This is a genomic window from Arthrobacter rhombi, from assembly GCF_039526245.1.
In the GTDB taxonomy this organism is placed as follows: Bacteria; Actinomycetota; Actinomycetes; order Actinomycetales; family Micrococcaceae; genus Arthrobacter_H; species Arthrobacter_H rhombi.
Genome location: NZ_BAAAIV010000001.1, coordinates 172,171 through 194,630 on the forward strand (window position 1 = coordinate 172,171; position 22,460 = coordinate 194,630).

The window sequence follows — 22,460 nt, forward strand, 5'->3', positions numbered from 1 at the left end:
TGGTGACATGATGGGCAAGAAGCCGGAAGACACCCCATATCCAGGGCGGAATGACGCATGAAATTGGAATTGCAAGGGATCACCAAGGCCTTCGGTGGCTTCGTGGCCAACGACAGCATCGACCTCGTGGTGGAGCCCGGGCAGGTGCATTGCCTGCTCGGCGAAAACGGGGCCGGCAAGTCCACCTTGATGAACGTCCTGTTTGGCCTCTATGAGCCCACTGCCGGGAAGATCCTGGTCGATGGCAAGCCCGTGAGATTCAAGGGTCCAGGTGACGCCATGGCTGCCGGCATCGGCATGGTTCACCAGCACTTCATGCTCGTCCCGGTCTTCACCGTCGCGGAAAACGTTGCCCTCGGCGATGAGTCGACGAAGGCCGCGGGGATCCTCGATCTGGAAACCACCCGCAGGGCGATCCGGGACATTTCCGACCGCTACGGGTTCGACGTGGACCCTGATGCGCTCGTCGAAGACCTGCCGGTAGGCGTGCAGCAGCGCGTGGAAATCATCAAGGCACTCGTGCGCAAGGCCGACCTGCTGATCCTGGATGAGCCGACCGCCGTGCTGACCCCGCAGGAAACCGATGAACTCATCGACATCATCGGTCAGCTCAAGGCCAACGGGACCTCCATCATCTTCATTTCCCACAAGCTGCGGGAGGTCAAGGCAGTCTCCGACAAGATCACCGTCATCCGTCGAGGCAAAGTGGTCGGCACCGCTGACCCCACGGCAGGAGTGATGGAGCTGGCGTCCCTGATGGTGGGCCGTGCCGTCGACCTGAGCCTGGGACGGAAGCACTCGGACGGCAGCCACACCGCCTTGAGCATCCGGGATCTCAGCGTTCCCGCAGAAAACGGCGTGCTGGCGCTGAACCGTGTGAGCTTTGACGTGCGCGGTGGCGAGATCCTTGCCGTGGCGGGTGTCCAGGGTAATGGCCAGACCGAGCTGGTCGAGGCCATCATGGGGCTACACCCGGACGCCACCGGGAGTATCCGCCTCGGTACGGAGGAACTGCTCGGTTTGCCGGTGAAGGACATCATCAACTCGGGAGTCGGTTTCGTCCCCGAAGACCGCAGCACCGACGGCCTCATCAGTCAGTTTTCCATTGCCGACAACCTCGTCTTGAACCGCTATGACCGGGCGCCCATTGCCTCCGGGCTGGCGCTCAAGCCTGCGGCCATCGCAGAAAACGCGGTGCAAAAGGTCAAGGAGTACGACATCCGCGCCCAGTCGGCGCAAGATGCTGCGTCCACCCTCTCCGGAGGTAACCAGCAAAAGGTGGTGCTGGCGCGGGAGCTCTCCCGGGACTTGCAATTGTTCATCGCCTCGCAGCCGACGCGCGGTGTTGACGTCGGCTCCATCGAATTCCTGCACCGGAGGATCCTTGCAGAACGGGACAAGGACATACCGGTGGTCATTGTCTCGACGGAACTCGACGAGGTCATGGAACTGGGTGATCGCATTGCAGTGCTCTTCCACGGCCGGCTCATGGGAATCGTCCCCGGCAACACCAGCCGCGACGTCCTGGGGCTGATGATGGCCGGGGAAAGCGCCGAGGAGGCCATGGCGAACGCCGCATCTTCGCCAGATATGAAAACCACGGATGACGGACAGATTCTGCCGGGAGGCAAGGTATGAGCAAGGAACCATCGGGTGGAAAGCCCTCACTGCTTCAACGCATGAGGCAATCCAACGCCGTCGTCTCCTTCCTCGCGGTGGTCTTGTCACTGGTGGTGGGCGGCGTCCTGATCGCCGTGACCGATGAGGAAACCGGTGCCGCAGCCGGATACTTCTTCAGCCGGCCTGGAGACATGCTGGCCGCCGCATGGAACGCCGCTGGGGGCGCCTATGCCGCGATGTTCCGCGGTGCCATCTTCAACTACCAGGCCACCGGGTTCGGCGAGATGTTCCGCCCCCTGACGGAAACCTTCACCATGGCTGCTCCGTTGATCACCGCCTCGTTGGGCGTGGCCCTGGCCTTCCGTGCCGGACTGTTCAACATCGGCGCGCAGGGTCAGATCATCATCGGTGCCGGGCTGGCTGCCTACGTCGGCTTCGCCTGGGACCTGCCCTGGCCGCTGCATATCCTCCTGGTCGTCCTGGCCTCCATGATCGGCGGGGCCTTCTGGGGCGGCCTGGTGGGTTGGATCAAGGCCAAAACCGGAGCCCATGAGGTCATCCTGACGATCATGCTCAACTATGTGGCCGTATACCTGCTGGCCTACATCCTCTCCACGCCGCTGATGCAGCGGCCCGGCTCCAGCAACCCGGTCAGCCCGATCGTGCACGACTCGGCGAAGTTCCCGCTGATTTTCGGATCCGACTACCGGGTCCACCTCGGATTCCTGATCGGGATCCTGGCTACCTGGGGCGTCTGGTGGCTGCTCGAACGCTCCACCATTGGCTTCGAGTTGAAGGCCGTGGGCGCCAACCCCGCAGCCGCCCGGACTGCGGGCATCAACACCACTCGCGCCACGGTGATCGCCATGGTCGCCGCCGGCGCCCTGGCCGGACTTGCCGGAGCCTCGCAGGTCAACGGCACCGAATACTTCGTCACGAATGGGATTGCCGCAAGCATCGGATTTGACGCCATCACCGTGGCCTTGCTGGGCCGGTCCAACCCGCTCGGCGTCTTCGGCGCAGCCCTGTTGTTCGGGGCCTTCCGCGCCGGCGGCGTCGCCATGCAGTCCCAGACCGGAACGCCGATCGACATCGTCCTCGTCGTCCAGTCGCTCATCGTCCTGTTCATCGCCGCACCGCCGCTCGTGCGGACGGTCTTCGGTCTCAACGCCCGGCGCAAGCGGACCGAGGCGGCAGTTGAGAACCCCCCAACACCCGAGAACCAGCCGCCGAGCAGTTCACTGACAGCCGGGAGCTCCCTGTGAACAACGAATCGTCCTCATCCTCCACCGCCACGGTGGATCGCCCGGAAGCCTCGGCCGAACCCGTCGTCGTGCGCAAGAGCATCAAACCGGTCCTCGGTTACCTGGGTGGCGCACTGGTCGCCATCATCTTCTTCGCGTTCCTGGCTCCTTCGGAGACCGCGACGTTCAGGGTGGCCACCGGTGCCGATGCGTTCCAGCTGGCAGCGTTGATCATCCCGGCCCGCGCCGCAGGATGGGTGATCGCCGTCGTCCTGACGGCCTTGGCCGTGTGGGCAGTCCTCAACCTCAGGGCCTTGCGCGAAAACCCCGCGTGGTTGCCGCTGCTCTTCTCCGCAGTGTTCCTCGCCGGCTTCCTGATCTGGGTCGTCGGCGCAGCCAACAACCCCAGCATCTCGCTCATCACCTTGCTCAGCGGTTCGCTGGCATTGGCCCTGCCGATGGTCTTTGGGTCGATGTCCGGCGTCTTGTGCGAACGCTCCGGCGTCGTGAACATCGCCATCGAGGGGCAACTGCTGCTGGGTGCGTTCGCCGCAGCGATCGGTGGTTCCCTCTCCGGGAGCGTGGTCGTGGCGATGATCAGCGCAGCCATTGGCGGTGTGGTCGTCTCCTCCCTGTTGGCACTGTTCTCGGTCAAGTACCTGGTGAACCAGATCATCGTCGGGGTCGTGCTCAACGTCCTGGTGTCTGGCCTGACCGGTTTCTTCTTCGGCACCGTGCTCTCCAACAACAGCGAACTGCTGAACTCGCCTCCGCGGATGGAGGCGATCGCCATCCCGCTGCTGTCCAAGATCCCCGTACTCGGGCCGCTGCTGTTCAACCAGACGGTCCTGGGCTACATCATGTTCGTCGTCGTCGCCGTGCTGTGGGTCGGTCTCTACAAGACACGGTGGGGACTGCGCATCCGCGCCGTCGGTGAGCACCCCAAGGCGGCAGACACGGTGGGCATCAACGTCAACCGGACGCGGGTGATCAACGTGCTGCTGGGCGGAGCCGTGGCAGGATTGGGCGGCAGTTTCTACACGCTGGTTTCCGTCTCCCAGTTCTCCCGGGACATGACAGCGGGGACTGGGTTCATTGCCCTGGCTGCCCTGATCTTCGGCCGGTGGAATCCGATCGGCGCCTTCTTCGCATCCTTGCTGTTCGGCTTTGCCACCAACCTGCAGTACGTTCTGGCCCAGGCGGGCACCGCTGTTCCCAGCCAGTTCATGGCGATGTTGCCCTACATCATCACCATTTTTGCCGTGGCGGGCCTGGTCGGAAAATCGCGGGCTCCTGCGGCCAGCGGCACCCCCTATGTGAAGGACTGACCGTGACGCATCTGATCGGCTCCGACCCCCTCGCCGACACCGACTGGGAACGGCTGCGCACCGCGGCCACCGAGGCGATGTCCCACGCCTACGCCCCGTACTCCAAGTACCCGGTGGGGGCAGCGGCCCTGACCGAGGACGGGCGACTGGTCAGCGGCTGCAACGTGGAGAACGCCGCCTACGGCGTGGTTCTTTGCGCTGAATGCACGCTCATCGGTGAGCTGCACATGGGCGGTGGTGGACGGCTGCGGGCGTTCTACTGCGTGGATGGCAGCGGGAACATCCTCATGCCGTGCGGGCGCTGCCGGCAGCTGCTGCACGAACACCGCAGCCCCGACCTGGAACTGATGACCGTCAGCGGGGTCAAGACCATGGAGCAGGTCCTGCCGGACGCGTTCGGTCCGGACAACCTGCTCCGCTAGCGCTTCACGCCTGCACCGCCACCCTCGATGAAAGGCACAGCATGAGCACCGAGAACTTCGACGCCGTCGACATCATCCGCATCAAGCGCGACCGCGGAACGCTCACGCCCGAGCAGATCGACTGGACCATCGACGCCTATACCCGCGGGGTCATCGCCGAGGAGCAGATGGCCGCGTTGAACATGGCGATCCTGCTCAACGGGATGGACCGGGCGGAGATCTCCCGCTGGACGACGGCGATGATCAACTCGGGCGAACGCATGGACTTCTCCGGGCTCCGCACCGCCCAGGGTGCGGTGAAGCCGACGGCCGACAAGCACTCGACCGGGGGAGTGGGGGACAAGATCACCCTTCCGTTGGCGCCGCTGGTCGCCGTGTTCGGGGTGGCCGTTCCGCAGCTGTCCGGCCGCGGCCTGGGACATACGGGCGGAACGCTGGACAAGCTCGAGGCCATCCGCGGCTGGCAGGCATCGCTGTCCAACGCCGCCATGATGGAGCAGCTGGCCGACTGCGGTGCGGTCATCTGTGCCGCCGGTTCCGGACTGGCCCCGGCAGACAAGAAGCTCTACGCGCTGCGCGATGTCACCGGGACCGTGGAGGCCATCCCGTTGATCGCCTCGTCGATCATGTCCAAGAAGATCGCCGAAGGCACCGGCGCGCTGGTCCTGGACGTGAAGGTCGGCTCCGGTGCCTTCATGAAGGACGAGGCCAACGCCCGTGAACTCGCCCGCACCATGGTCGGCCTCGGCACCGACGCCGGGGTCAAGACCGTCGCGCTGCTGACCAACATGCAGACACCCCTGGGGTTGACCGCCGGCAACGCCATCGAGGTCGAGGAATCGGTGGAGGTCCTCGCCGGAGGTGGCCCCGCCGACGTCGTGGAACTGACGGTCAAGCTGGCCCAGGAGATGTTGGCAGGTGCCGGCATCCATGACGCCGACCCGGCTGCGGCACTGGCCGATGGGCGGGCCATGGACGTCTGGAACCGGATGATCTCGGCCCAGGGCGGCGACCCGCGGGCGGCGCTTCCCGTGGCCCGCGAATCCGAAACCGTCTATGCGCAGGCCGACGGGGTCCTCACCGAACTCGATGCGCTCAGCGTGGGCGTCGCCGCCTGGCGGCTCGGAGCCGGCCGCGCCCGGCGCGAGGACCAGGTCCAGGCCGGAGCCGGGGTGCGGATGCATGCCAAACCCGGCGATGCCGTGCGCCGTGGGCAGCCACTGATGACCCTGCTGACCGACACCCCCGACCGTTTCGGCCGGGCGTTGGATGCCCTGGAAGGGGCCACGACGATCGCCGCGGAAGGCAGCCGCAGCGCCCAACGGCTGATCCTGGACCGCATCGCCGAATAGCCGTGGTGGGGGGTGCGCTCAGGGATGACCCCGAGTTGCCCCGGAATCATCCCTGGGTGGGACGGCAAACCGGCTCCCGAGGGGCGAGAATGGAACCATCGTCCCGTTGTCACCGGGCGGAACCACGTCGGCCAGACCCGGCGCGGTGTCATTCCAGCTGAGGAACCTTCCCCATGGAGATCATCAACGAGGCCCTCCTCCACGCGTCCACCGCGTGGTGGATCCTGCCCGTTCTCTTCCTGTTCTGCACCATCGACGGGTTGATCCCGCTGCTGCCCAGCGAGACCTTGATCGTGGCCCTGGCCAGCGTGGCGGTGGCCTCCGGTATCCCGAACATCTTCCTGCTCGGGCTGGTCGGTGCCGCCGGGGCGGTCCTGGGCGACCAGATCGCCTACCGGTTCGGCCGGCGGATCGGCATGGAACGGTTCCGGTGGATGCGTGGGGCCCGGGCACGGAAGTCCTTTGCGTTCGCCCGGCGCGAGCTGGAGCGGCGCGGCGCCCTGCTGATCTTCACGGCCCGCTACATTCCCGTGGGCCGTGTCGCGGTCAACTTCACCGCAGGGGCCACGAACTTCTCCCTGCGCCGCTTCACCCTGCTGGACGTCATGGGCTGCCTGACCTGGGGCGCCTACTCGGCCACGATCGGCGCGGTCGGCGGCCATTGGATGAGCGACAACCCGCTGCTGGGCATCGGCCTGTCCATCGGCATCGCCCTGGTCCTGGGCTTCATCGTCGACCGGGTCGTCAACGCGGTGCTGCGCCGGCTGGGCCGGGACGAACCGGCCATCGAACCCGATCTGGTCCCCGTCCCCGCCGACAGCCAATCCTGATGCGGTGGCCGTCCTTTTCGACGGCAACCCGACGTGGTTCCGCTGCGCGCGGGCGCCCAGTACGCTGGGGTACGTGACTGAAGAGCTGATCCACACCGCATATGACCCCGACTTCGACTTCCGCAGCCTGCCCAAGGTATCGCTGCACGACCATCTTGACGGCGGGCTCCGCCCCGCCACCATCATCGAACTTGCCGCCGCTGCCGGGCATGAACTGCCGGCCACCGACCCCGTGGCGCTGGGGGAGTGGTTCCGCGAATCGGCCGACTCCGGTTCGCTGCCGCGCTACCTCGAGACCTTCGACCACACCATCGCCGTCATGCAGACCCGCGAGAACCTGGCCCGGGTGGCCCGCGAATTCGTGGAGGACCTCGCCGACGACGGCGTGGTCTACGGCGAAGTCCGCTGGGCACCCGAACAGCACCTCGCCGGTGGGCTCACCCTGGACGAGGCCGTCGAGGCCGTCCAGGAAGGCCTGGACGCCGGCGTCGACGCCGTGGAGGCCAGCGGCCGGCCCATCCAGGTCGGCCAGCTGATCACCGCCATGCGCCACGCCGACCGCGGCGTGGAGATCGCCGAGCTCGCCCTGCGCCACCGCGACCGTGGAGCCGTCGGCTTCGACATCGCCGGCGCCGAGGACGGGTTCCCGGCCTCCCGCATGTCCGAGGCCTTCGACCTGCTGGCCGAGAACTTCTTCCCCGCCACCGTCCACGCGGGCGAGGCAGCCGGGGTCGAATCCATCGCCGACGCGCTGCTCACCGGCCACGCCCAGCGGCTCGGCCACGGCGTGCGCATCGCCGAGGACATCGAGGTCGAGTTCGGTGGAACCGACGACGACGGTTCCGACGTCGGGGAGGACACCGGCTTGGTGACCCTCGGTCCGGTGGCCAACTGGGTCCGCGACCGGGGCATCGCCCTGGAGATCTGTCCGTCATCGAACCTGCAGACCGGGGCCACTGCTGCCTTCGGCGAGGGCATCGAATCCCACCCGATCGACCTGCTGTACCAGACGGGCTTCACCGTCACCATCAGCCCCGACAACCGGCTGATGAGCGGCACGAGCCTCTCGGACGAATTCGAGCTGCTGGTCGAGGCCTTCGACTACGACCTCGATGACCTGCTCGAACTCACGCTCAATGCCGCCGAGGCAGCGTTCCTGCCCCTCGAGGAGCGCGAGGCGCTGGTGGAGTACATCAACGCAGCGTACGAGGGCCTGGCCGAGGACGACGAGGACGCGGACGACGACGAGGCCTGATCCACCCATGGACCCACGCCGCGACACACCGTCCACCGGCACTCCGGGGGAACCGCAACGCCTCATGGGCCTGATTGCGGACCTCCGGAGGCACTGCCGGTGGACGGCGGCGTTGACCCACGCCTCGCTGGTGGAGTACCTGGTCGAGGAGTCCTATGAACTGCTCGAGGCCATCGAGACGGGGCAGGACGACGACGAACTCCGCGGCGAACTGGCCGACGTGCTCTACCAGCTGGTCCTCCACGCCCAGATCGCCTCCGAGCGGGGCGCCTTCGATTTCACCGACGTCGCCGCGCACCTCAGCGAGAAGATGATCCGGCGCAACACCCACATCTTCCACCCCGACGGCAGCCTCCGCGGTGAATTCCCCGAGTCCGTCGAGGAGATCATTGCGTCCTGGGACGCCGCTAAACGCCAAGAAAACCCCGGCCGCACCGACCCGTTTTCCTCGCTGCCCCGCCACCTGCCGGCCCTCGCCCTGGCCGACAAGGCGCTCGAACGGGCAGCACGCTGGACCGCAGGCCAACACGACGGCACCCCTGCCGCCGCAGCGGCGCCGTCCGTCCCGGCCCCGGTTCCCGCGGCGGTCCCCGCTCCCGCCACCGAGGACGAACTCGGGCAGCTGCTCTTCGGGATCGTCGCTGCGGCCCATGAGCGCGGACTCGACGCCGAGCGCTCACTGCGCACCGCCGTCGTGCAGTACATGACGAGCGCGCCACCAACTTCCCCGCAGGCCCCCGTCACGCGCTAGGCTGGGTCGCGAGGCAACGTGCCCGCGTATCCACTGACGTGTACGGCCCCCACCCACCGACGAAGGAGTACCTTCCATGGCCCTGATCGACGCCATCCACGCCCGCGAAATCCTCGACTCGCGCGGTAACCCCACCGTTGAAGTCGAAGTCCTGCTCTCCGACGGCTCGCTCGGCCGGGCAGCCGTGCCCTCCGGCGCCTCCACCGGCGCCTTCGAGGCCGTCGAACTGCGCGACGGCGACTCCTCCCGCTACCTGGGCAAGGGCGTCACCAAGGCCATCGACGCGGTCATCGACACGATCCAGCCGTCCCTGATCGGCCAGGACGCCACCGACCAGCGGGCCATCGACCAGATCATGGGCGACCTCGACGGCACCCCGAACAAGGCCACCCTGGGCGCCAACGCCATCCTCGGCGTCTCCCTGGCCGTCGCCTCCGCAGCGGCAGAGTCCTCCAACCTGCCGCTGTACCGCTACCTGGGCGGACCGAACGCCCACGTGCTGCCGGTGCCGCTGATGAACATCCTCAACGGCGGCTCGCACGCCGACTCCGACGTGGACATCCAGGAGTTCATGGTCGTGCCCGTCGGCGCGTCCACGTTCTCCGAGGGCCTGCGCATGGGCGTGGAGGTCTACCACTCGCTGAAGTCGGTGCTCAAGGAGCAGGGCCTGTCAACCGGCCTGGGCGACGAGGGCGGCTTCGCCCCGAACCTGCCCAGCAACCGTGCCGCGTTGGAACTGATCACCGAGGCCATCAAGAAGGCCGGCTACACCCCGGGAGCCGACGTCGCGCTGGCCCTGGACGTGGCCTCCTCCGAGTTCTTCGAGAACGGGACCTACCAGTTCGAGGGCGAGCAGCGCACCGCGGCCCAGATGAGCGACTACTACGCAGGCCTCGTCGCCGACTTCCCGCTGGTGTCCATCGAGGACCCGCTGGACGAGGACGACTGGGACGGCTGGAAGACGCTGACCGACGCCATCGGCGACAAGGTCCAGCTCGTGGGCGATGACCTGTTCGTCACCAACCCCGAGCGCCTGCAGCGCGGCATCGACGCCGGTACCGCGAACTCGCTGCTGGTCAAGGTCAACCAGATCGGTTCGTTGACCGAGACCCTTGACGCCGTCTCGCTGGCCCAGCGCAACGGCTACACCACGATCACCTCGCACCGCTCCGGCGAAACCGAGGACACCACGATCGCCGACATCGCCGTGGCCACCAACGCCGGCCAGATCAAGACCGGCGCCCCGGCACGTTCGGAGCGGGTGGCGAAGTACAACCAGCTGCTGCGCATCGAAGAGGAGCTCGGCGACGCCGCGGTCTACGCCGGAAAGTCGACCTTCCCGCGTTTCACCGCGTAACGCCGCACCGCACCGCGTAAGGTCTTGAGGGGAACCGCCGGTCACCGGAGGTTCCCCTCGGGCCGTTACGCCCCCTCGCGGGTCCCGGCCCGACCCATCCGTCCATCCGAGCAGACCGGCAGGAGCTTCATGGCCACCCGACGCCCCAACATGCCGCGCGTGCGCCCCACGGGCAGCGGCCCCGCCTCGGAGGACCCCGCAGGGCGCGGCACCGGCTACGCCGGGGAGTCCGGCCGCGGAACCGGCGGCTCGGCCCCCGCAGCGGTGAACCGCAACAAGGTGGTCCCGCTCGGTGCGGCTCCCGGGTACGACGACGAGGCTGCCGCGGCCCCGCGCGCCCGTCCGGTGCCCCGGAAGACCGGCACGTCCACGACCGGCACCGCGAAAACCAGCTCCGCGAAGAGCAACTCCCCAAAGAGCAGCTCTGCGAAGCCGGCCTCCACGTCATCGCGTTCCACCGCAAACGCAGCAGAAAAGCCGGCTGGCGCCCGTCCGGCCACCCGCCCGGCCGTCAAACGTCCCGGCGAGCGCCCCAGCACCCCGCACGAGAAGCGGCTGCGTGAGCGGGCCGAGCTCTCCGGGGCCATCCGCTCCGGTGGTGGCTCTGGCCCCGGGCAGCCCGCAGCGCACCAGCAGCCGGCCGGCAATGCAGCACCGGTCCCCGCGCGGGCATTCTCCGGACGCATGCTCGCGTTGGCCGTCATCCTGGTGGTGGTCACCGTGCTGCTGCTGCCCAGCGTCGGAACCTACATGAGCCAGCGCAGCGAGATCGCCCAACTGCAGTCCTCCATTGCGGAGAAGCAGCAGCAACAGGACGATCTCAAGACGCAGATCAGCCGCTGGGACGACCCGGCCTACGTCAAGGCGCAGGCACGCAACCGCATCAACCTCGTCATGCCGGGGGAGAAGAAGTACATGGTGGTCGGTGCGACCGGCGATGACAGTGCCGTCGGTCCCCAGAGCGTGGGCGATGTCCGCACCGATCTGCCCTGGGTGGACTCGCTCTGGGATACCGTTGTCCGCTCGGCCACCGACTGATCCGTCTTTTCGAAGGAGTACCCGTGGAGCACCCCGCCACCACGCCGCGCCATGAGGCGCTGGACGCCGCACAGCGGGTCCCCACCGCCGCCGACCTGGACACGCTGAGTCGCCAGCTCGGCCGTCCGGCCCGCGATGTGGTGGAGATCGGCGCGCGCTGCGTCTGCGGCAACCCGTTGGTGGCCACCACGGCACCGCGCCTGGCCTCGGGGATCCCGTTCCCGACCACGTTCTACCTCACGCATCCGGTCATCACCGCGGCGGTGTCCCGGCTCGAAGCCGCCGGCACCATGGCGGAGATGACCGAACGGCTCGGCCACGACACCGACCTGGCCGAGGCCTACACCGGTGCCCACCGGGACTACCTGGCAGCACGCCAGGCCATTGGCACCCGGACCGGAGTGGGCCCGGTACCGGAAATCGACGGCGTCTCCGCCGGCGGCATGCCCTCCCGGGTCAAATGCCTGCACGTGCTGGTCGGTCATTCACTGGCCGCCGGCCCCGGGGTCAACCCGCTGGGGGACGAGGCCATCGCCGGCATCGCCGAGTGGTGGACCGCGGACCGCTGCCAGTGCGGCGGAGCCTGGGATACCGAGGCCCCCGTGCCCGACCGCGACCGCAGCCGCCACGTGAAGACCCAGGCGGAGGACCCGGCTGCCAAGAAGGCCCGCCGCGCCACCGCCCGGCAGGCCCGCGAACAGCAGGAAACCGGCGAGGCCACCACGGGGGACACCACCACGAACACCACAGGAGGCCAGGCATGAGGGTCGCGGGCATCGACTGCGGGACCAACTCCATCCGCCTGCTGATCGCCGATGTCATCGAGGACGACGACGGCAACGCGCGTCTGGTCGACATCGTCCGCGAAATGCGCATCGTGCGCCTGGGCCAGGGCGTGGATGCCACCGGCAACTTCGCCCCGGAGGCGCTGGAGCGCACCCTCGCTGCGGTCGACGAGTACGCGGCACTGATCGGCGCCCATGGCGCCCAGCACGTCCGATTTGTCGCCACGTCGGCGACCCGCGATGCCGGAAACCGCGCGGAATTCATCGACGGCGTCCGCCACCGCCTCGGCGTGGAACCCGAAGTCATCGAGGGATCCGAGGAAGCCCAGCTGAGCTTCGCCGGGGCCGTCTCGGTGCGCCCGCCCGCGGACGGCGAGGACATCCTGGTCATCGACCTGGGTGGCGGGTCCACCGAATTCGTCGTCGGCAACTCCGACGGAGTCCGCGGTGCCATCAGCATCGACATGGGCTGCGTTCGCTACACCGAACGCTTCCTCACCGATGACCCACCGACCGCCGAACAGGTAGCCGCCGCCGAGGCCGAGGCCAACCGGCAAATCGATGACGTGTTCGCCGCCCTCCCGATCCAGGACGTGGACCGCGTCGTGGGGGTGGCGGGAACGATCACCACCATCACCGCGCACGTGCTGGATCTGCACCGTTACGAACCGGAGTCCATCGACGGTACGGATCTGCCCCTGGGCGTCATCGAGGCAGCCGCGAGCGAATTCCTCTCTTTTTCGCGCGCACGCCGCGAACAGCTGCCCTACATGCACCCCGGCCGGGTGGACGTGATTGGTGCCGGATCGCTGATCTACCGGACGATCCTGCGCCGGGTCGCCGAGGCCACCGGGAACCGGGTGCACACCGCCGGGGCCAGCGAGCACGATATTCTGGATGGCATTGCCCTCGGATTGGCGCGGAACTAGAGAGTTGCGCGCCAGCCGCACCCCGTCGTCGTACCCCCGGAAGGAACCGCCCGTGAGGCCCCGTCCACAGCGTGCTGCCGCCGCGTTCCTGGCTGCCCTGGTCGCCGCCGGATCGCTGCTGGTCGCCGCGCCCGCCGCGCAGGCCGACCACATCCGCGACAGCGAGTACTGGCTCGAATCCTCCGGGATCAAGCAGGCGTGGAAGACCTCGAAGGGCGAGGGGGTCAAGGTGGCGGTCATCGACACCGGCACCGACGGATCGCATCCCGACCTGCGTGGACAGGTGGTCGGCGGCAAGGACTTCTCCGGCGCGGGCGACTCCAACGGGACGGCGCCGATCGGTGCGCTGCCGGAGCACGGCACCCTGGTCGGCACGCTGCTGGCCGGCCACGGCAACAACGCCGAGGCCATCGCCAAGGCCAAGGCGGAGGCGGAAAAGCAGGACATCGCCTGGAAACGGGCGGTGAAGGACGCGAAGAAGGACGACGAGGATCCGCCGAAAAAGCCGAAACCCGTCAAGATCCCGAAGCCGGGCCCCGGTCCGGACGGGGTCATCGGCGTCGCCCCGAAGGCCGAACTGATTTCCGGATCGCTCTGGCTGGGCTCCGAGAACCCGGGAGGCGTCCCGGTCAGCGAGCAGGTCCCCGAGGCCGTCAAATGGGCGGTGGACCAGGGGGCAAAGGTGATCAACATGTCGCTCGGTTCCACCACCCCCAGTTGGCCGACCAGCTGGGACGACGCGTTCCAGTACGCCGAGGAACATGATGTGGTGATCGTCGCCGCCGCGGGCAACCGGGCCGGCGGCATGGAGCAGGTCGGGGCCCCCGCGACCATCCCCGGAGTGCTCACCGTGGCCGGGGTGGACAAGAAGGGCAAGGCCAGCTGGGACTCCTCCACGCAGGGGATCAGCATCGGCGTGGCGGCGCCGGCCGACCCGCTCGTGGGCGGACTGCCCGACGGCGGCTATGCCGACTGGTCGGGAACCTCCGGCGCGGCACCGCTGGTCTCCGGGGTGGCCGCCCTGATCCGTTCGAAGTACCCGGACATGAAGGCCGCCGACGTCATCGAGCGCATCCTGGTCACGGCCCGGGACGCCGGCAAGCCGGGGGTCGACAACCTCTACGGCTACGGGCTCCTCGACGCCGAGGCGGCGCTGACGGCGGATGTGCCCTCGGTGCAGGAGAACCCGCTGGGCACCATCAGCGAGTGGATCCACGTCCACCGCCGCGGCCAGCCGGCGGCCCCCAGCACCACGGCACCGCGCACCAAACCCGAGGCGAAGTCCACCGTGGCGCCCATCGCCGCGCCCCGGGCCCAGGCGCCGGCCGAGCCGGGAGGCGTGTTGCCCGGCGTCCTGGTCATCGGATTCGGGTCTCTGCTGGTGCTCGTCATCGCCGCCGGAGCGGTGCAGGTGGGCCTGGCACGACGACGGAACCGGGCTGCGCGCGCAGCCTCCACCGGGACCATCGCCGGCGGGGAATGGACCGCAGCGCCGGACGGCCACGACCCCTTTGACGATCTCCCCGAAAGTAGATAGTGAAGACTTTCACATAAGGGTCATCCGCGTTAGGATGGAGCCATGGCAAACACTCCTGAACTGTCCGATCGCCCACGTATCCTCGTCGTCGGCGGTGGCTACGTCGGTTTGTACGTCGCGATGAAGCTGCAGAACAAGGTCAAGGCCCACGGCGGCATCGTCACCGTGGTCGACCCGCTGCCCTACATGACCTACCAGCCGTTCCTGCCCGAGGTGGCCGCCGGCCAGATCGAGCCGCGCCACGCGATCGTCTCGCACCGCGCCCACCTGGACAACGCGGAACTGATCACCGGCCGCGTGACGGCCGTGGACCACGCCAACCGCAAGGCAGTCATCGTCCCCTCCCAGGGCGAGCCCTTCGAGCTCGGATACCGTGACGTCGTCATGGCCGCCGGCGCCATCACCAAGACCTTCCCGATCCCGGGCCTGGCCGAAGCCGGCATTGGCCTGAAGACCATCGAGGAAGCGGTGACCCTGCGCAACAAGGTCCTGGAGCGCATCGAGACCGCCTCCATGATGAGCGACCCGGCGGCCCGCCGTCGTGCCCTGACCTTCGTCGTCGTCGGCGGTGGCTTCGCCGGCATCGAGACGATCACCGAGATCGAGGACATGGCCCGCGCCGCAGTCGCCAAGACCAGCCGCGTCGAACAGGACGAGATCCGCTTCGTGATGGTCGAGGCCATGGGCCGGATCATGCCCGAGGTCACCGAAGAGCAGGCCGTCTGGGTCGTGGAGCACATGCGCTCGCGCGGCATCGAGGTCCTGCTGAACACGTCGCTGGGCAAGGTCGACGGCGCCAAGCTGGAACTGACCAACATGGTGGACAAGACCCCCGGCGAGTCGTTCGAGGCAGATACCCTCATCTGGACCGCAGGCGTCCAGGCGAACCCGATGGTCCGCTCCACCGATTTCCCGATCGAGCCGCGCGGACGCGTGCGCACCGGCACCGACCTGCGCATCACCGGCGACGATGGCCCCATCGAGGGTGCCTGGGCCGCAGGCGACGTGGCAGCAGTGCCCGACGTCACCGGTGGCCTGCCCGACGGCACCTGTGTCCCCAACGCGCAGCACGCCGTCCGCCAGGCCAAGCTGCTCGCCGCGAACATCTACGCCACCCGCTACGGTGTGGGCCAGGTGCGCGAGTACGAGCACAAGAACCTGGGCGCCGTCGCCGGCTTCGGCACCGGCAAGGGCGTGGCCAAGATCATGGGCCTGCAGCTCAAGGGGCTCCCTGCCTGGGCCGCCCACCGCGGGTACCACGGCATGGCCATGCCGACGTTCGAGCGCAAGTTCCGCGTGGTCGGTGGCTGGTTCTCCAGCCTGCTGTTCAAGCGCGACATCACGCAGATCTCCGACCTGCAGACCCCGCGTCGCCAGTTCGTGGAGGCAGCCACCCCGAAGCCGAAGGCCGCCGAGAAGCCGGCGGCGGACGGCGTCGGCGAGAAGCAGGAAGCCGCAGCCAAGTAGCATCCCCCACGGCGCCGTATCGACCAGGTTCCTGGCCGGTGCGGCGCCGTGTTGCGTCCGGGGTATCTGCCGCTCTTGTAGGATTTATCCCCGGGCCCCCATAGCCCAATTGGCAGAGGCAGGAGACTTAAAATCTCTGTGTTGTCGGTTCGAGTCCGACTGGGGGTACTCATTTTCCATTGCAAATAGAGGGAAGGTTCCGGGTCGGTGGCCATGCGTCGCCGACCCGGAAACCCCGGATCCCGGTTGATTCCCGGCCCCGCCCGTAATTCAACCGAGTGAAGTTACCGGGCCGGTTTGAAGCCCGACAGACGGATATCTGGCGTATCTAGGTCGACAATACCGGCGGCGCAGGGGTTAATTTATGTCATCGTAATCGTCCTGCTGGCCTGACGGCCGACACGTTCGGCGAGCTCGGCGGAGTTTTTGTAGATGCGCGTCAGTGTGGTGCGCCGAGTGGTATGGAAGCTGACCCAGCTCAGCTTGACCTCGTGGCGGTGTGGGTGTTGCAGCGCTCGCCCTGGCCCGCGGACTTGCCCTGCCGGTATTGGCCAAGTGACGCGCGAGCGACGTTGCCTCGGTCCAGCAATCCGCCCACCTCGCTGTGGAAGTCGAAATTGAACTGTCCGCCGTCGGGGACGCGGCGCGGGTGGTCGCGCAGCATTTCGGAGGCGGCTTCTCCCAGACGCATCGGGATCCCGCTGGTGCTTCCGTCCTTTGCTTTAGGGTCCCAGTAGAGGCCTAGCTCCTTTGAACGCTTTACGGCCCCGCCCAGGAAGGCGATAAATCGGTCAGTGTCGGACTCCTCCATGATCTGATCTCGGGTGATGCCCAGCGTCTCGGAGACGAGTGAGGCTGTGGGCACGGAAAGGGAGAGCACTACAGGCAGGTGCTGGTTGCCGGCCCGGCCCCTCTGTGGAGCGTAAGTTCAGGCCAGGACGCGCTTCATATAGACCTGCGCCTCCTCGTCGGTCAGCGCCCGCGGCTGATGCCCCGTGCCGGCTTTTTTGCGCCGACGGATCTCTTTGATCACCAGGTCGTCGACGACTGTACCGCGGCTGTCGAAGCAGCCGTAGGCCTCAGCATGCTCGACGATGTTCGCCATGACGGCCGCAGACGTGCGCGTGGCGGATGGCCCGCCGCGGTGTGCAAGTCGACTGTCCGTGGAGCTGACAATGCGTTCGATGCGCCCCTCCAGGGCGATGCGCTGCTGGTCGCGGATGGTGCCCGGTGTGAGCATGCTGATCTGCTTCGTTCCCAAGACGGGGCGATCCAGCGATCGAAGTTGGCCTGGTAGTTGTCGATCGTCGGGGGACGGTCCCCGGCCTCTCGCTCGTGCCAATGTGACCAGATGGCACCGACGGTTGAGGTGGGTCCGATGCCCCCGGCGTCGAGCAGGTGCTTTCGCGCCGACTCGGTGGCATGAGTGTTGAATTTCAATTCAACGCGGTCGATCGCTGCACCCATGGCGTCGATGGCTGTGAACCCTTGGGCGCTGGTCTCTTTCGTCTTGCCCCCCGTCCTCGAGTCGGTAATACACAGCGCCCCGGCAATTGGCGGCTCGGTCACCCTTCGCAGGTTCGCTACGGATCCAGGATTCGCCGATCCACACGGCCTCCTCGGGGAAGGGGCCGGTCTTGCGTATGAGGATGGCACCTTTCTTGAGCCGCCCGGTATTTGTGTTCATGAGGTCCTTAGTGCGAGGGGTCGCCGCGTGCAACCGGGACGTTTGTATGTCCCCTGCTCGTCGTTTTGGGCCGTGGACCAGAACCGGGGTCCCCCGCTATACGTCTACATGCAACAGACCCAAGCCATGGACGCGGTCCCGGCCCTCCTCACCGAAAAGCAAGCCACCTTTAGCTTAGGCATCAGCGCCCGGCTCCTGGGGGACTGGCGTCGTGAAGACCTGGGAGTTGGCCCGGCGCATGTGCACCTGGCGGGCAGGCGGGTGGTCGTCCGCTACACCCAGGGCACCCTGGATGCGTTCGTGCGCTCATGCGCCGTCTCCAACCGTCGAGCGGCCGCCGTCTGAATGCCGCTAGTCCAAGAACACAAGCGAGGGCCCGGCATCTGCTGTGCCCATTTCGTGTCGACGGCAGTGTTGATCGCCGTCTACATTCACCGCTGTTCCCTGCACTACGAGTAATTGGGGAGTGTTGGCCTCGAACCCCCAGTACGGGTGAGCCCCGGCCGTCCCGTACGCGGGCTGGCAGCTGGTTCTGCGCCGTCGCCGTCGTCGAGTCAGACTGCGTGGACCAGTCTGAGTCGCCTGTCGACCGCCACTTGGCCGTCGCGGATGTAGGTCTGCCATTCGCAGTCGTCGACCTGGACGGGTTGGACCAGGGAGCTTCGGAAAGTTGGCGGCGTAAAGGGGGTAGAGCCATGTAGTTGGTCAGATGCAGGTCCACGTCGCGTGCGCCGCGGAGGTCCAGACGCATCGGCGAATCGGCGATGCAGGGCAAGGCGATGGCGGCTTCCTGGGCTGGTGATTTGATGGCGAACTTGCCGTCGTGGGCGTGGAGGTTCTCGCGGGCGTCTTGGATGGTCATCGTGCTCCTTTCTTTAGTTTCCGCAGGGAGCGGGGCGGCGAGAGGAGGTCAGGGACTTGAAGCCGGCGATGAGTCGACTATTTCATTTTCTGTCAATGCTTGACACGGAGCTGCGAAGAAGACATTATTTACTAATCTTGTTAGGCAAAAAAATGGGAAAAATGAAAGCACGATCAGTGCGGCTAATAGTCGCCCTCGCTGCAACCATGACTATGGTCGGTGTGCAACCAGCGCTAGCACAGGCGCAGCCACCGACCACCCCGCCAGAACCGGCCGCGAACGTGGTTGCGGAAGTAGGGGCGGGCGCCGACACCCTGTACGGGTTGGCACCGCAGACGGCGGATCCGAACAATGCGTCCACAACAGGCACCTACCAGTTCGACCTGCCGGACGCGTGCATGATTCAGGACGGCTCGAAGTCCCTTCGATGCGGCGGACAGGATGCGGCCGTTGAAATTTCTGCGGTCAATGTCAACGGGGTCAGAGTGAAAACATCCGTTGCATTCCAAGAGGGCCGAATGATTGTGCGGATACCGTCCGAAGCAGCGCAGCAAAGCAAAGTCGTCGTGGCACCGTTCATCGGTGCCGACCATAACCAGAGTCAGCTCGAGGATGCCGCCGATGCAATGGAGGCCATGGTGGTCAACGAAGATTCAAGCATGGGGACAGTCGGGACCATGGCGGCCATTTCCCGTCCGTCGAAGATCACTGTCCCGAGCAACTACATCTACAATCCCAAGGCAACGAAAAACAGGTCATTGCACGACTACTGCACTTGGTCGCCTAACTCGTTTGCCCAGGCGGTGAAATCCACAGGCAGGACGTACGTGACTCTCAGGGCAGACTTCAAGGGGCCCCTGTGCACGTCATGACATCTGCATCTACAACGTCATCAAACGGGGTGGCACCGTGGCCCACAAACGATCTGACCGTCGCTACTGTGACACTACGTTCCGAGGACGATTGGAGCAGAACTGCTCCTACACTTTCTATGAGTCACGCTCATCCTCGGCTCGCGCTTCCTGTTACAGCATGGCCTCGCTTTACTACTCAGTGGTTTCCAAAAAGACCAATGGGTGGGACGGGAAGTAGGCTAGGTCCATGAGCTACATACTCCATACAGTTGCGTTGGCGGCATTGGCCTTCTGGGCCTGGATGTTCCAGGCGCGCCCGGGAAACCCTGAGATGGGCTTCGGCCAGTTCATGCTTATCCTGGCCGTAACGGGTGGCCTTTCAATGGTGCTTTCGCTGCTGGCCCTGCGCCGGCTCAGCAAGGACAGCAGGGTTGCATATTTCTGGATCTCAGCCTTGGTCGCCCTGTCGGGTCTGGCGTTGCTCGCAGGATTGGCCATGGACTACTCCGGCGGTTCGGGTGGTGCGGATATCGGGGGGATGATCATGATCTTCTTCGGTATTTGGAGCCTGGTCATCACCGAGGTGCTTGCACTCATCTGGACGATAGGAACAGGCCTGTTGCGGGTGGGGCATGCACGCCGGAAGGTTCACGCCTAACCCGGCAGCATCAGCTCAGAGCAGCCCTCGGCAGACTAGTTGCCGGGGGCTGTCTCGTGTCACTGGGTGGTTGGCGAAGTCCCTGGCCCGGGACGGGTTGTCCAGACAAGGATGAACCCATGTGCGGCAGATTCGTGGTGAGCATGGAAGTGGGCATTATCGAATTGGATGCAACCTCCCCATGCAAACCCGGATCCGTGAACCTCAGGCCGACCGGTGGCGGAGAATGAAGGCATGGGAATTGAGCTGACATCAGTAGTGACCTGCCCGTTGTGTGGCCGGGAGACCTCCGCGCAAATGTCGGTGGACTCCTGCCAGTACTTCTGGAATTGTCCGGAATGCGGCGAGCGTCTGCAGCCCCTGGCCGGTGACTGCTGTGTGTTCTGCTCCTATGGCACGGCCCGCTGCCCGTCCAGGCAAGAACCGTCCGAATAGACAGCCGCACTGCCGGGGGAGGCGTAGCCCAAGGGCCGGCTCCCGGGGTTAGGCCGGACTCCTGCCTTCTGGGCGGCCCCGGCCGCCGCCTCGGTGAAGCAGCATGAGCCAGAGCGTCAGGACCGCTGCTGCCAGTGCCATCGCAGCCAAGGCCAGGAGTGTCGGCTTCTCCCCCCAGCCGCTGATCAACGAGGTACCCCAGACGGGGGCTGCGGCTTGGGCCAGCAGGGATGGAAGGGCTATCCGTCCCATGGTCCGTGCGTAGCGTTCCTGTCCGACGAGGGCCAGGGGAACGGTGCCGTTGGCGATGGAGTTCAGGCCGATCCCCGCCCCATACACGACCATGGGCAGGAGTAGTGGTCCGAGCCCGAGAGCCAGGAGCGCGAGGGCGGTTGTGATGGCCGTGACCGCCGTGAGCATGGTCCACAACGGATGGTGTCGCCGGGCGAGGGTGAATTCAACGAGCCGGGCGCCCACCTGCGAGGGGCCGATGGTGGCGGCCAGGCCAACGGCGACGGCGCCGCTGGCTCCCAGTGGCGCCAGCAGCGTGAAGACGTGCACCGACACGACCGCCGATACGGAGGTGCCGAGTGTGGTGATGAGGGCTATGAGCGCCACGGGCAGCCACAGCGGGCCAGGCTGCCGGGCACTGGCCGGCGGGTTCTGGTTGGGTTCTGCTGCTGGTTCGGGGCGGGCTTTGCCGTGCGGGGCGAGGAGCACATACAGCGGGAAGGTGACCAGCAGATGGGCCGCGGCGTATGCCGCGCAGGTCCACCGCCAACCGAATTCGTTGGACAGCAGGGTGGTCAATGGCCAGCAGGCGGTGCTGGCGAAGCCGCCGAACAGCGTCAGGGCGGTGATGGAGGAGCGGGCCGTGGCCCCGTAGGCATGGCCCAGGACCGCGAATGCCCCGCTGTAGAGGCCGCCGCTCATGCCGGCTCCGAGGATGACCCACGCGCCGAGGTAGAGCCATTGGTTGGGTGCCAGGGAGAGGGTGGCGAGCCCGCCGGCCAACAGCAGGGCGCTTGCCGCCAGGACCTCTCGGCCATGGTTGCGCGAAACCAGGGAACCGATGGCGGACGAGCCCAGCGCCGCGACGAGCAGTGCCACGGAAACACCGCCGACGACCCAGGGATGTGGCCATCCGGTGTCGGCGGCTATCGGGGCTGCCAGCGGGGCTAGCAGGTAGAACGTCGAGCCCCACGACAGGATCTGCCCGAGGCCAAGGCCCGCGATGACGACGCCCCGCCGCGCAGGTGGGCCGCCGCCCGGACCGAATCCGGGCGCCCGCGTTGCCCGCCGGCCGCCCGGAGGGGCGGACAGGGGTTTGGCGGGAGGTTCCACCTACAGGGCGAGGATGCTTTGCGAAGCGGCTTCCAGCGCCCCGGGAACCAGGGAGTAGTACGACCAGGTGCCGCGCTTCTCGCGGTTCAGCAACCCGGCGTCGACCAGGATCTTCAGGTGGTGGGAGACCGTGGGCTGGCCCAGGTCCAGTGGTTCGGTCAGGTCGCAGACGCACGCCTCGCCACCCTCGCCGGACTTGACGATGGAAAGCAGCCGCAAGCGGTTCGGATCCGAGAGCGCCTTCAGGATGCGCGCCGTGGCTTGGGCCTCGATGGCATCGAGTGCCGGACCACCGGCTGGCTCGCAACAAGGCGCGCCGGTGCGTGTTTCGGGTGCCAGCAGGGTTTCCATGGCCCCATTGTGCCATGGATTGACATTTGTCGATATAGGTGTGGATACTTCTTGCATCGACAACCGTCAATCCGATATTGGATATTCAAGGAGCCTCGTGAACACCGAGACCACCGCACCTGCCGTCCCGGGGGAGGCCGCCGTCGCAGGCAAGCTCTCCACCCTGGATCGGTTCCTGCCTGTTTGGATCATCGCGGCGATGGCCGCCGGCCTGCTGCTGGGCAGGTTCATCCCCGGGCTGGATTCGGCCTTGGATGCGGTGAAGATCGGCTCGGTGTCCCTGCCGATTGCCATCGGCTTGCTGGTGATGATGTATCCGGTCCTGGCGAAGGTCCGCTACAACGAAACCGGCCG

23 protein-coding genes and 1 tRNA gene are annotated in these 22,460 nt (G+C 66.7%); 20 read left to right on the plus strand and 4 right to left on the minus strand.

Annotated features, from left to right (window positions below):
• The first annotated feature begins 57 nt into the window (after positions 1-57).
• The 15 genes from ABD088_RS00855 to ABD088_RS00925 all read left to right on the plus strand — a co-directional run bounded on the left by ABD088_RS00855 (position 58) and on the right by ABD088_RS00925 (position 16,083).
• Complete coding sequence (locus ABD088_RS00855; protein WP_343899433.1) at positions 58-1,638, plus strand: ABC transporter ATP-binding protein; 1,581 nt, start codon at positions 58-60, stop codon at positions 1,636-1,638.
• Positions 1,635-2,885 carry an ABC transporter permease gene (locus ABD088_RS00860; RefSeq protein ID WP_343899434.1) on the plus strand — a complete coding sequence of 417 codons (1,251 nt, stop codon included), beginning with the start codon at positions 1,635-1,637 and terminating at the stop codon, positions 2,883-2,885. The genes ABD088_RS00855 and ABD088_RS00860 overlap by 4 nt, the downstream gene beginning before the upstream one ends.
• Entirely contained in the window at positions 2,882-4,192 is a 1,311-nt protein-coding gene (locus tag ABD088_RS00865; RefSeq protein ID WP_372711047.1) for an ABC transporter permease, read from the plus strand. Before ABD088_RS00860 ends, ABD088_RS00865 begins: the two co-directional genes overlap by 4 nt.
• A gap of 2 nt (positions 4,193-4,194) precedes the next feature.
• Positions 4,195-4,614: a cytidine deaminase gene (locus ABD088_RS00870; RefSeq protein WP_343899435.1), complete on the plus strand. Its 420-nt coding sequence runs from the start codon at positions 4,195-4,197 to the stop codon at positions 4,612-4,614.
• Positions 4,615-4,655: 41 nt separating this feature from the next.
• Positions 4,656-5,966, plus strand: coding sequence for a thymidine phosphorylase (locus tag ABD088_RS00875; protein WP_343899436.1), 1,311 nt, complete (start codon positions 4,656-4,658; stop codon positions 5,964-5,966).
• A gap of 173 nt (positions 5,967-6,139) precedes the next feature.
• Complete coding sequence (locus ABD088_RS00880; protein ID WP_343899437.1) at positions 6,140-6,796, plus strand: DedA family protein; 657 nt, start codon at positions 6,140-6,142, stop codon at positions 6,794-6,796.
• Between the two features lie 73 nt (positions 6,797-6,869).
• Positions 6,870-8,051, plus strand: a complete 1,182-nt coding sequence (locus ABD088_RS00885; protein WP_343899439.1) for an adenosine deaminase — start codon at positions 6,870-6,872, stop codon at positions 8,049-8,051.
• Between the two features lie 7 nt (positions 8,052-8,058).
• Positions 8,059-8,802: a MazG nucleotide pyrophosphohydrolase domain-containing protein gene (locus tag ABD088_RS00890; RefSeq protein WP_343899440.1), complete on the plus strand. Its 744-nt coding sequence runs from the start codon at positions 8,059-8,061 to the stop codon at positions 8,800-8,802.
• A 76-nt stretch (positions 8,803-8,878) separates the two neighbouring features.
• On the plus strand, positions 8,879-10,159 hold the full coding sequence (gene eno / locus ABD088_RS00895; RefSeq protein ID WP_343899442.1) for a phosphopyruvate hydratase: 1,281 nt from the start codon (positions 8,879-8,881) through the stop codon (positions 10,157-10,159).
• 129 nt (positions 10,160-10,288) lie between these two features.
• Positions 10,289-11,197, plus strand: a complete 909-nt coding sequence (locus ABD088_RS00900; RefSeq protein WP_343899444.1) for a septum formation initiator family protein — start codon at positions 10,289-10,291, stop codon at positions 11,195-11,197.
• 23 nt (positions 11,198-11,220) lie between these two features.
• Positions 11,221-11,961, plus strand: coding sequence for a DUF501 domain-containing protein (locus tag ABD088_RS00905; RefSeq protein ID WP_343899445.1), 741 nt, complete (start codon positions 11,221-11,223; stop codon positions 11,959-11,961).
• Positions 11,958-12,911, plus strand: coding sequence for a Ppx/GppA phosphatase family protein (locus ABD088_RS00910; RefSeq protein ID WP_343899447.1), 954 nt, complete (start codon positions 11,958-11,960; stop codon positions 12,909-12,911). The genes ABD088_RS00905 and ABD088_RS00910 overlap by 4 nt, the downstream gene beginning before the upstream one ends.
• A 52-nt stretch (positions 12,912-12,963) precedes the next feature.
• Positions 12,964-14,448, plus strand: coding sequence for a S8 family serine peptidase (locus ABD088_RS00915; RefSeq protein ID WP_343899449.1), 1,485 nt, complete (start codon positions 12,964-12,966; stop codon positions 14,446-14,448).
• 42 nt (positions 14,449-14,490) lie between these two features.
• Positions 14,491-15,915, plus strand: coding sequence for an NAD(P)/FAD-dependent oxidoreductase (locus ABD088_RS00920; RefSeq protein ID WP_343899451.1), 1,425 nt, complete (start codon positions 14,491-14,493; stop codon positions 15,913-15,915).
• A 94-nt stretch (positions 15,916-16,009) separates the two neighbouring features.
• Positions 16,010-16,083 (plus strand) — tRNA-Leu (locus ABD088_RS00925).
• Positions 16,084-16,393: 310 nt separating this feature from the next.
• Here ABD088_RS00925 and ABD088_RS00930 read toward each other — a convergent pair.
• Both ABD088_RS00930 and ABD088_RS00935 read right to left on the minus strand, forming a co-directional pair.
• The gene (locus tag ABD088_RS00930) at positions 16,394-16,780 is read right to left on the minus strand and encodes a hypothetical protein (protein WP_343899453.1); all 387 of its coding nucleotides are present in this window, start codon (positions 16,778-16,780) and stop codon (positions 16,394-16,396) included.
• 63 nt (positions 16,781-16,843) lie between these two features.
• Complete coding sequence (locus tag ABD088_RS00935; protein WP_343899454.1) at positions 16,844-17,176, minus strand: hypothetical protein; 333 nt, start codon at positions 17,174-17,176, stop codon at positions 16,844-16,846.
• Positions 17,177-17,710: 534 nt separating this feature from the next.
• Here ABD088_RS00935 and ABD088_RS00940 point away from each other — a divergent pair.
• From ABD088_RS00940 to ABD088_RS00955, 4 genes are all read left to right on the plus strand, one after another.
• Positions 17,711-17,947, plus strand: a complete 237-nt coding sequence (locus tag ABD088_RS00940; protein WP_343899455.1) for a hypothetical protein — start codon at positions 17,711-17,713, stop codon at positions 17,945-17,947.
• A gap of 678 nt (positions 17,948-18,625) precedes the next feature.
• On the plus strand, positions 18,626-19,336 hold the full coding sequence (locus tag ABD088_RS00945) for a hypothetical protein (RefSeq protein WP_343899457.1): 711 nt from the start codon (positions 18,626-18,628) through the stop codon (positions 19,334-19,336).
• A 229-nt stretch (positions 19,337-19,565) separates the two neighbouring features.
• Positions 19,566-19,976, plus strand: coding sequence for a hypothetical protein (locus ABD088_RS00950; RefSeq protein WP_343899458.1), 411 nt, complete (start codon positions 19,566-19,568; stop codon positions 19,974-19,976).
• Positions 19,977-20,210: 234 nt separating this feature from the next.
• Complete coding sequence (locus ABD088_RS00955) at positions 20,211-20,411, plus strand: GDCCVxC domain-containing (seleno)protein (protein WP_343899459.1); 201 nt, start codon at positions 20,211-20,213, stop codon at positions 20,409-20,411.
• Positions 20,412-20,459: 48 nt separating this feature from the next.
• Here the strand turns inward: ABD088_RS00955 and ABD088_RS00960 are convergent, their stop codons facing one another.
• Positions 20,460-21,755, minus strand: coding sequence for an MFS transporter (locus tag ABD088_RS00960; protein WP_343899460.1), 1,296 nt, complete (start codon positions 21,753-21,755; stop codon positions 20,460-20,462).
• Entirely contained in the window at positions 21,756-22,106 is a 351-nt protein-coding gene (locus ABD088_RS00965) for an ArsR/SmtB family transcription factor (RefSeq protein WP_343899461.1), read from the minus strand.
• Positions 22,107-22,203: 97 nt separating this feature from the next.
• Here ABD088_RS00965 and ABD088_RS00970 point away from each other — a divergent pair.
• Positions 22,204-22,460 (plus strand): arsenic resistance protein (locus ABD088_RS00970; RefSeq protein WP_425545999.1); only part of this gene is annotated, 257 nt, incomplete at its 3' end.

Excerpts from the sequence above, each read along its gene's own strand:
- ABD088_RS00855 (WP_343899433.1), top strand. The coding sequence starts at position 58 with ATGAAATTGGAATTGCAAGGGATCACCAAGGCCTTCGGTGGCTTCGTG.
- ABD088_RS00860 (WP_343899434.1), top strand. The coding sequence starts at position 1,635 with ATGAGCAAGGAACCATCGGGTGGAAAGCCCTCACTGCTTCAACGCATG.
- ABD088_RS00875 (WP_343899436.1), top strand. The coding sequence starts at position 4,656 with ATGAGCACCGAGAACTTCGACGCCGTCGACATCATCCGCATCAAGCGC.
- ABD088_RS00880 (WP_343899437.1), top strand. The coding sequence starts at position 6,140 with ATGGAGATCATCAACGAGGCCCTCCTCCACGCGTCCACCGCGTGGTGG.
- ABD088_RS00890 (WP_343899440.1), top strand. The coding sequence starts at position 8,059 with ATGGACCCACGCCGCGACACACCGTCCACCGGCACTCCGGGGGAACCG.
- eno (WP_343899442.1), top strand. The coding sequence starts at position 8,879 with ATGGCCCTGATCGACGCCATCCACGCCCGCGAAATCCTCGACTCGCGC.
- ABD088_RS00900 (WP_343899444.1), top strand. The coding sequence starts at position 10,289 with ATGGCCACCCGACGCCCCAACATGCCGCGCGTGCGCCCCACGGGCAGC.
- ABD088_RS00910 (WP_343899447.1), top strand. The coding sequence starts at position 11,958 with ATGAGGGTCGCGGGCATCGACTGCGGGACCAACTCCATCCGCCTGCTG.
- ABD088_RS00920 (WP_343899451.1), top strand. The coding sequence starts at position 14,491 with ATGGCAAACACTCCTGAACTGTCCGATCGCCCACGTATCCTCGTCGTC.
- ABD088_RS00940 (WP_343899455.1), top strand. The coding sequence starts at position 17,711 with ATGCAACAGACCCAAGCCATGGACGCGGTCCCGGCCCTCCTCACCGAA.
- ABD088_RS00945 (WP_343899457.1), top strand. The coding sequence starts at position 18,626 with ATGAAAGCACGATCAGTGCGGCTAATAGTCGCCCTCGCTGCAACCATG.
- ABD088_RS00950 (WP_343899458.1), top strand. The coding sequence starts at position 19,566 with ATGAGCTACATACTCCATACAGTTGCGTTGGCGGCATTGGCCTTCTGG.
- ABD088_RS00955 (WP_343899459.1), top strand. The coding sequence starts at position 20,211 with ATGGGAATTGAGCTGACATCAGTAGTGACCTGCCCGTTGTGTGGCCGG.
- ABD088_RS00965 (WP_343899461.1), bottom strand. The coding sequence starts at position 22,106 with ATGGAAACCCTGCTGGCACCCGAAACACGCACCGGCGCGCCTTGTTGC.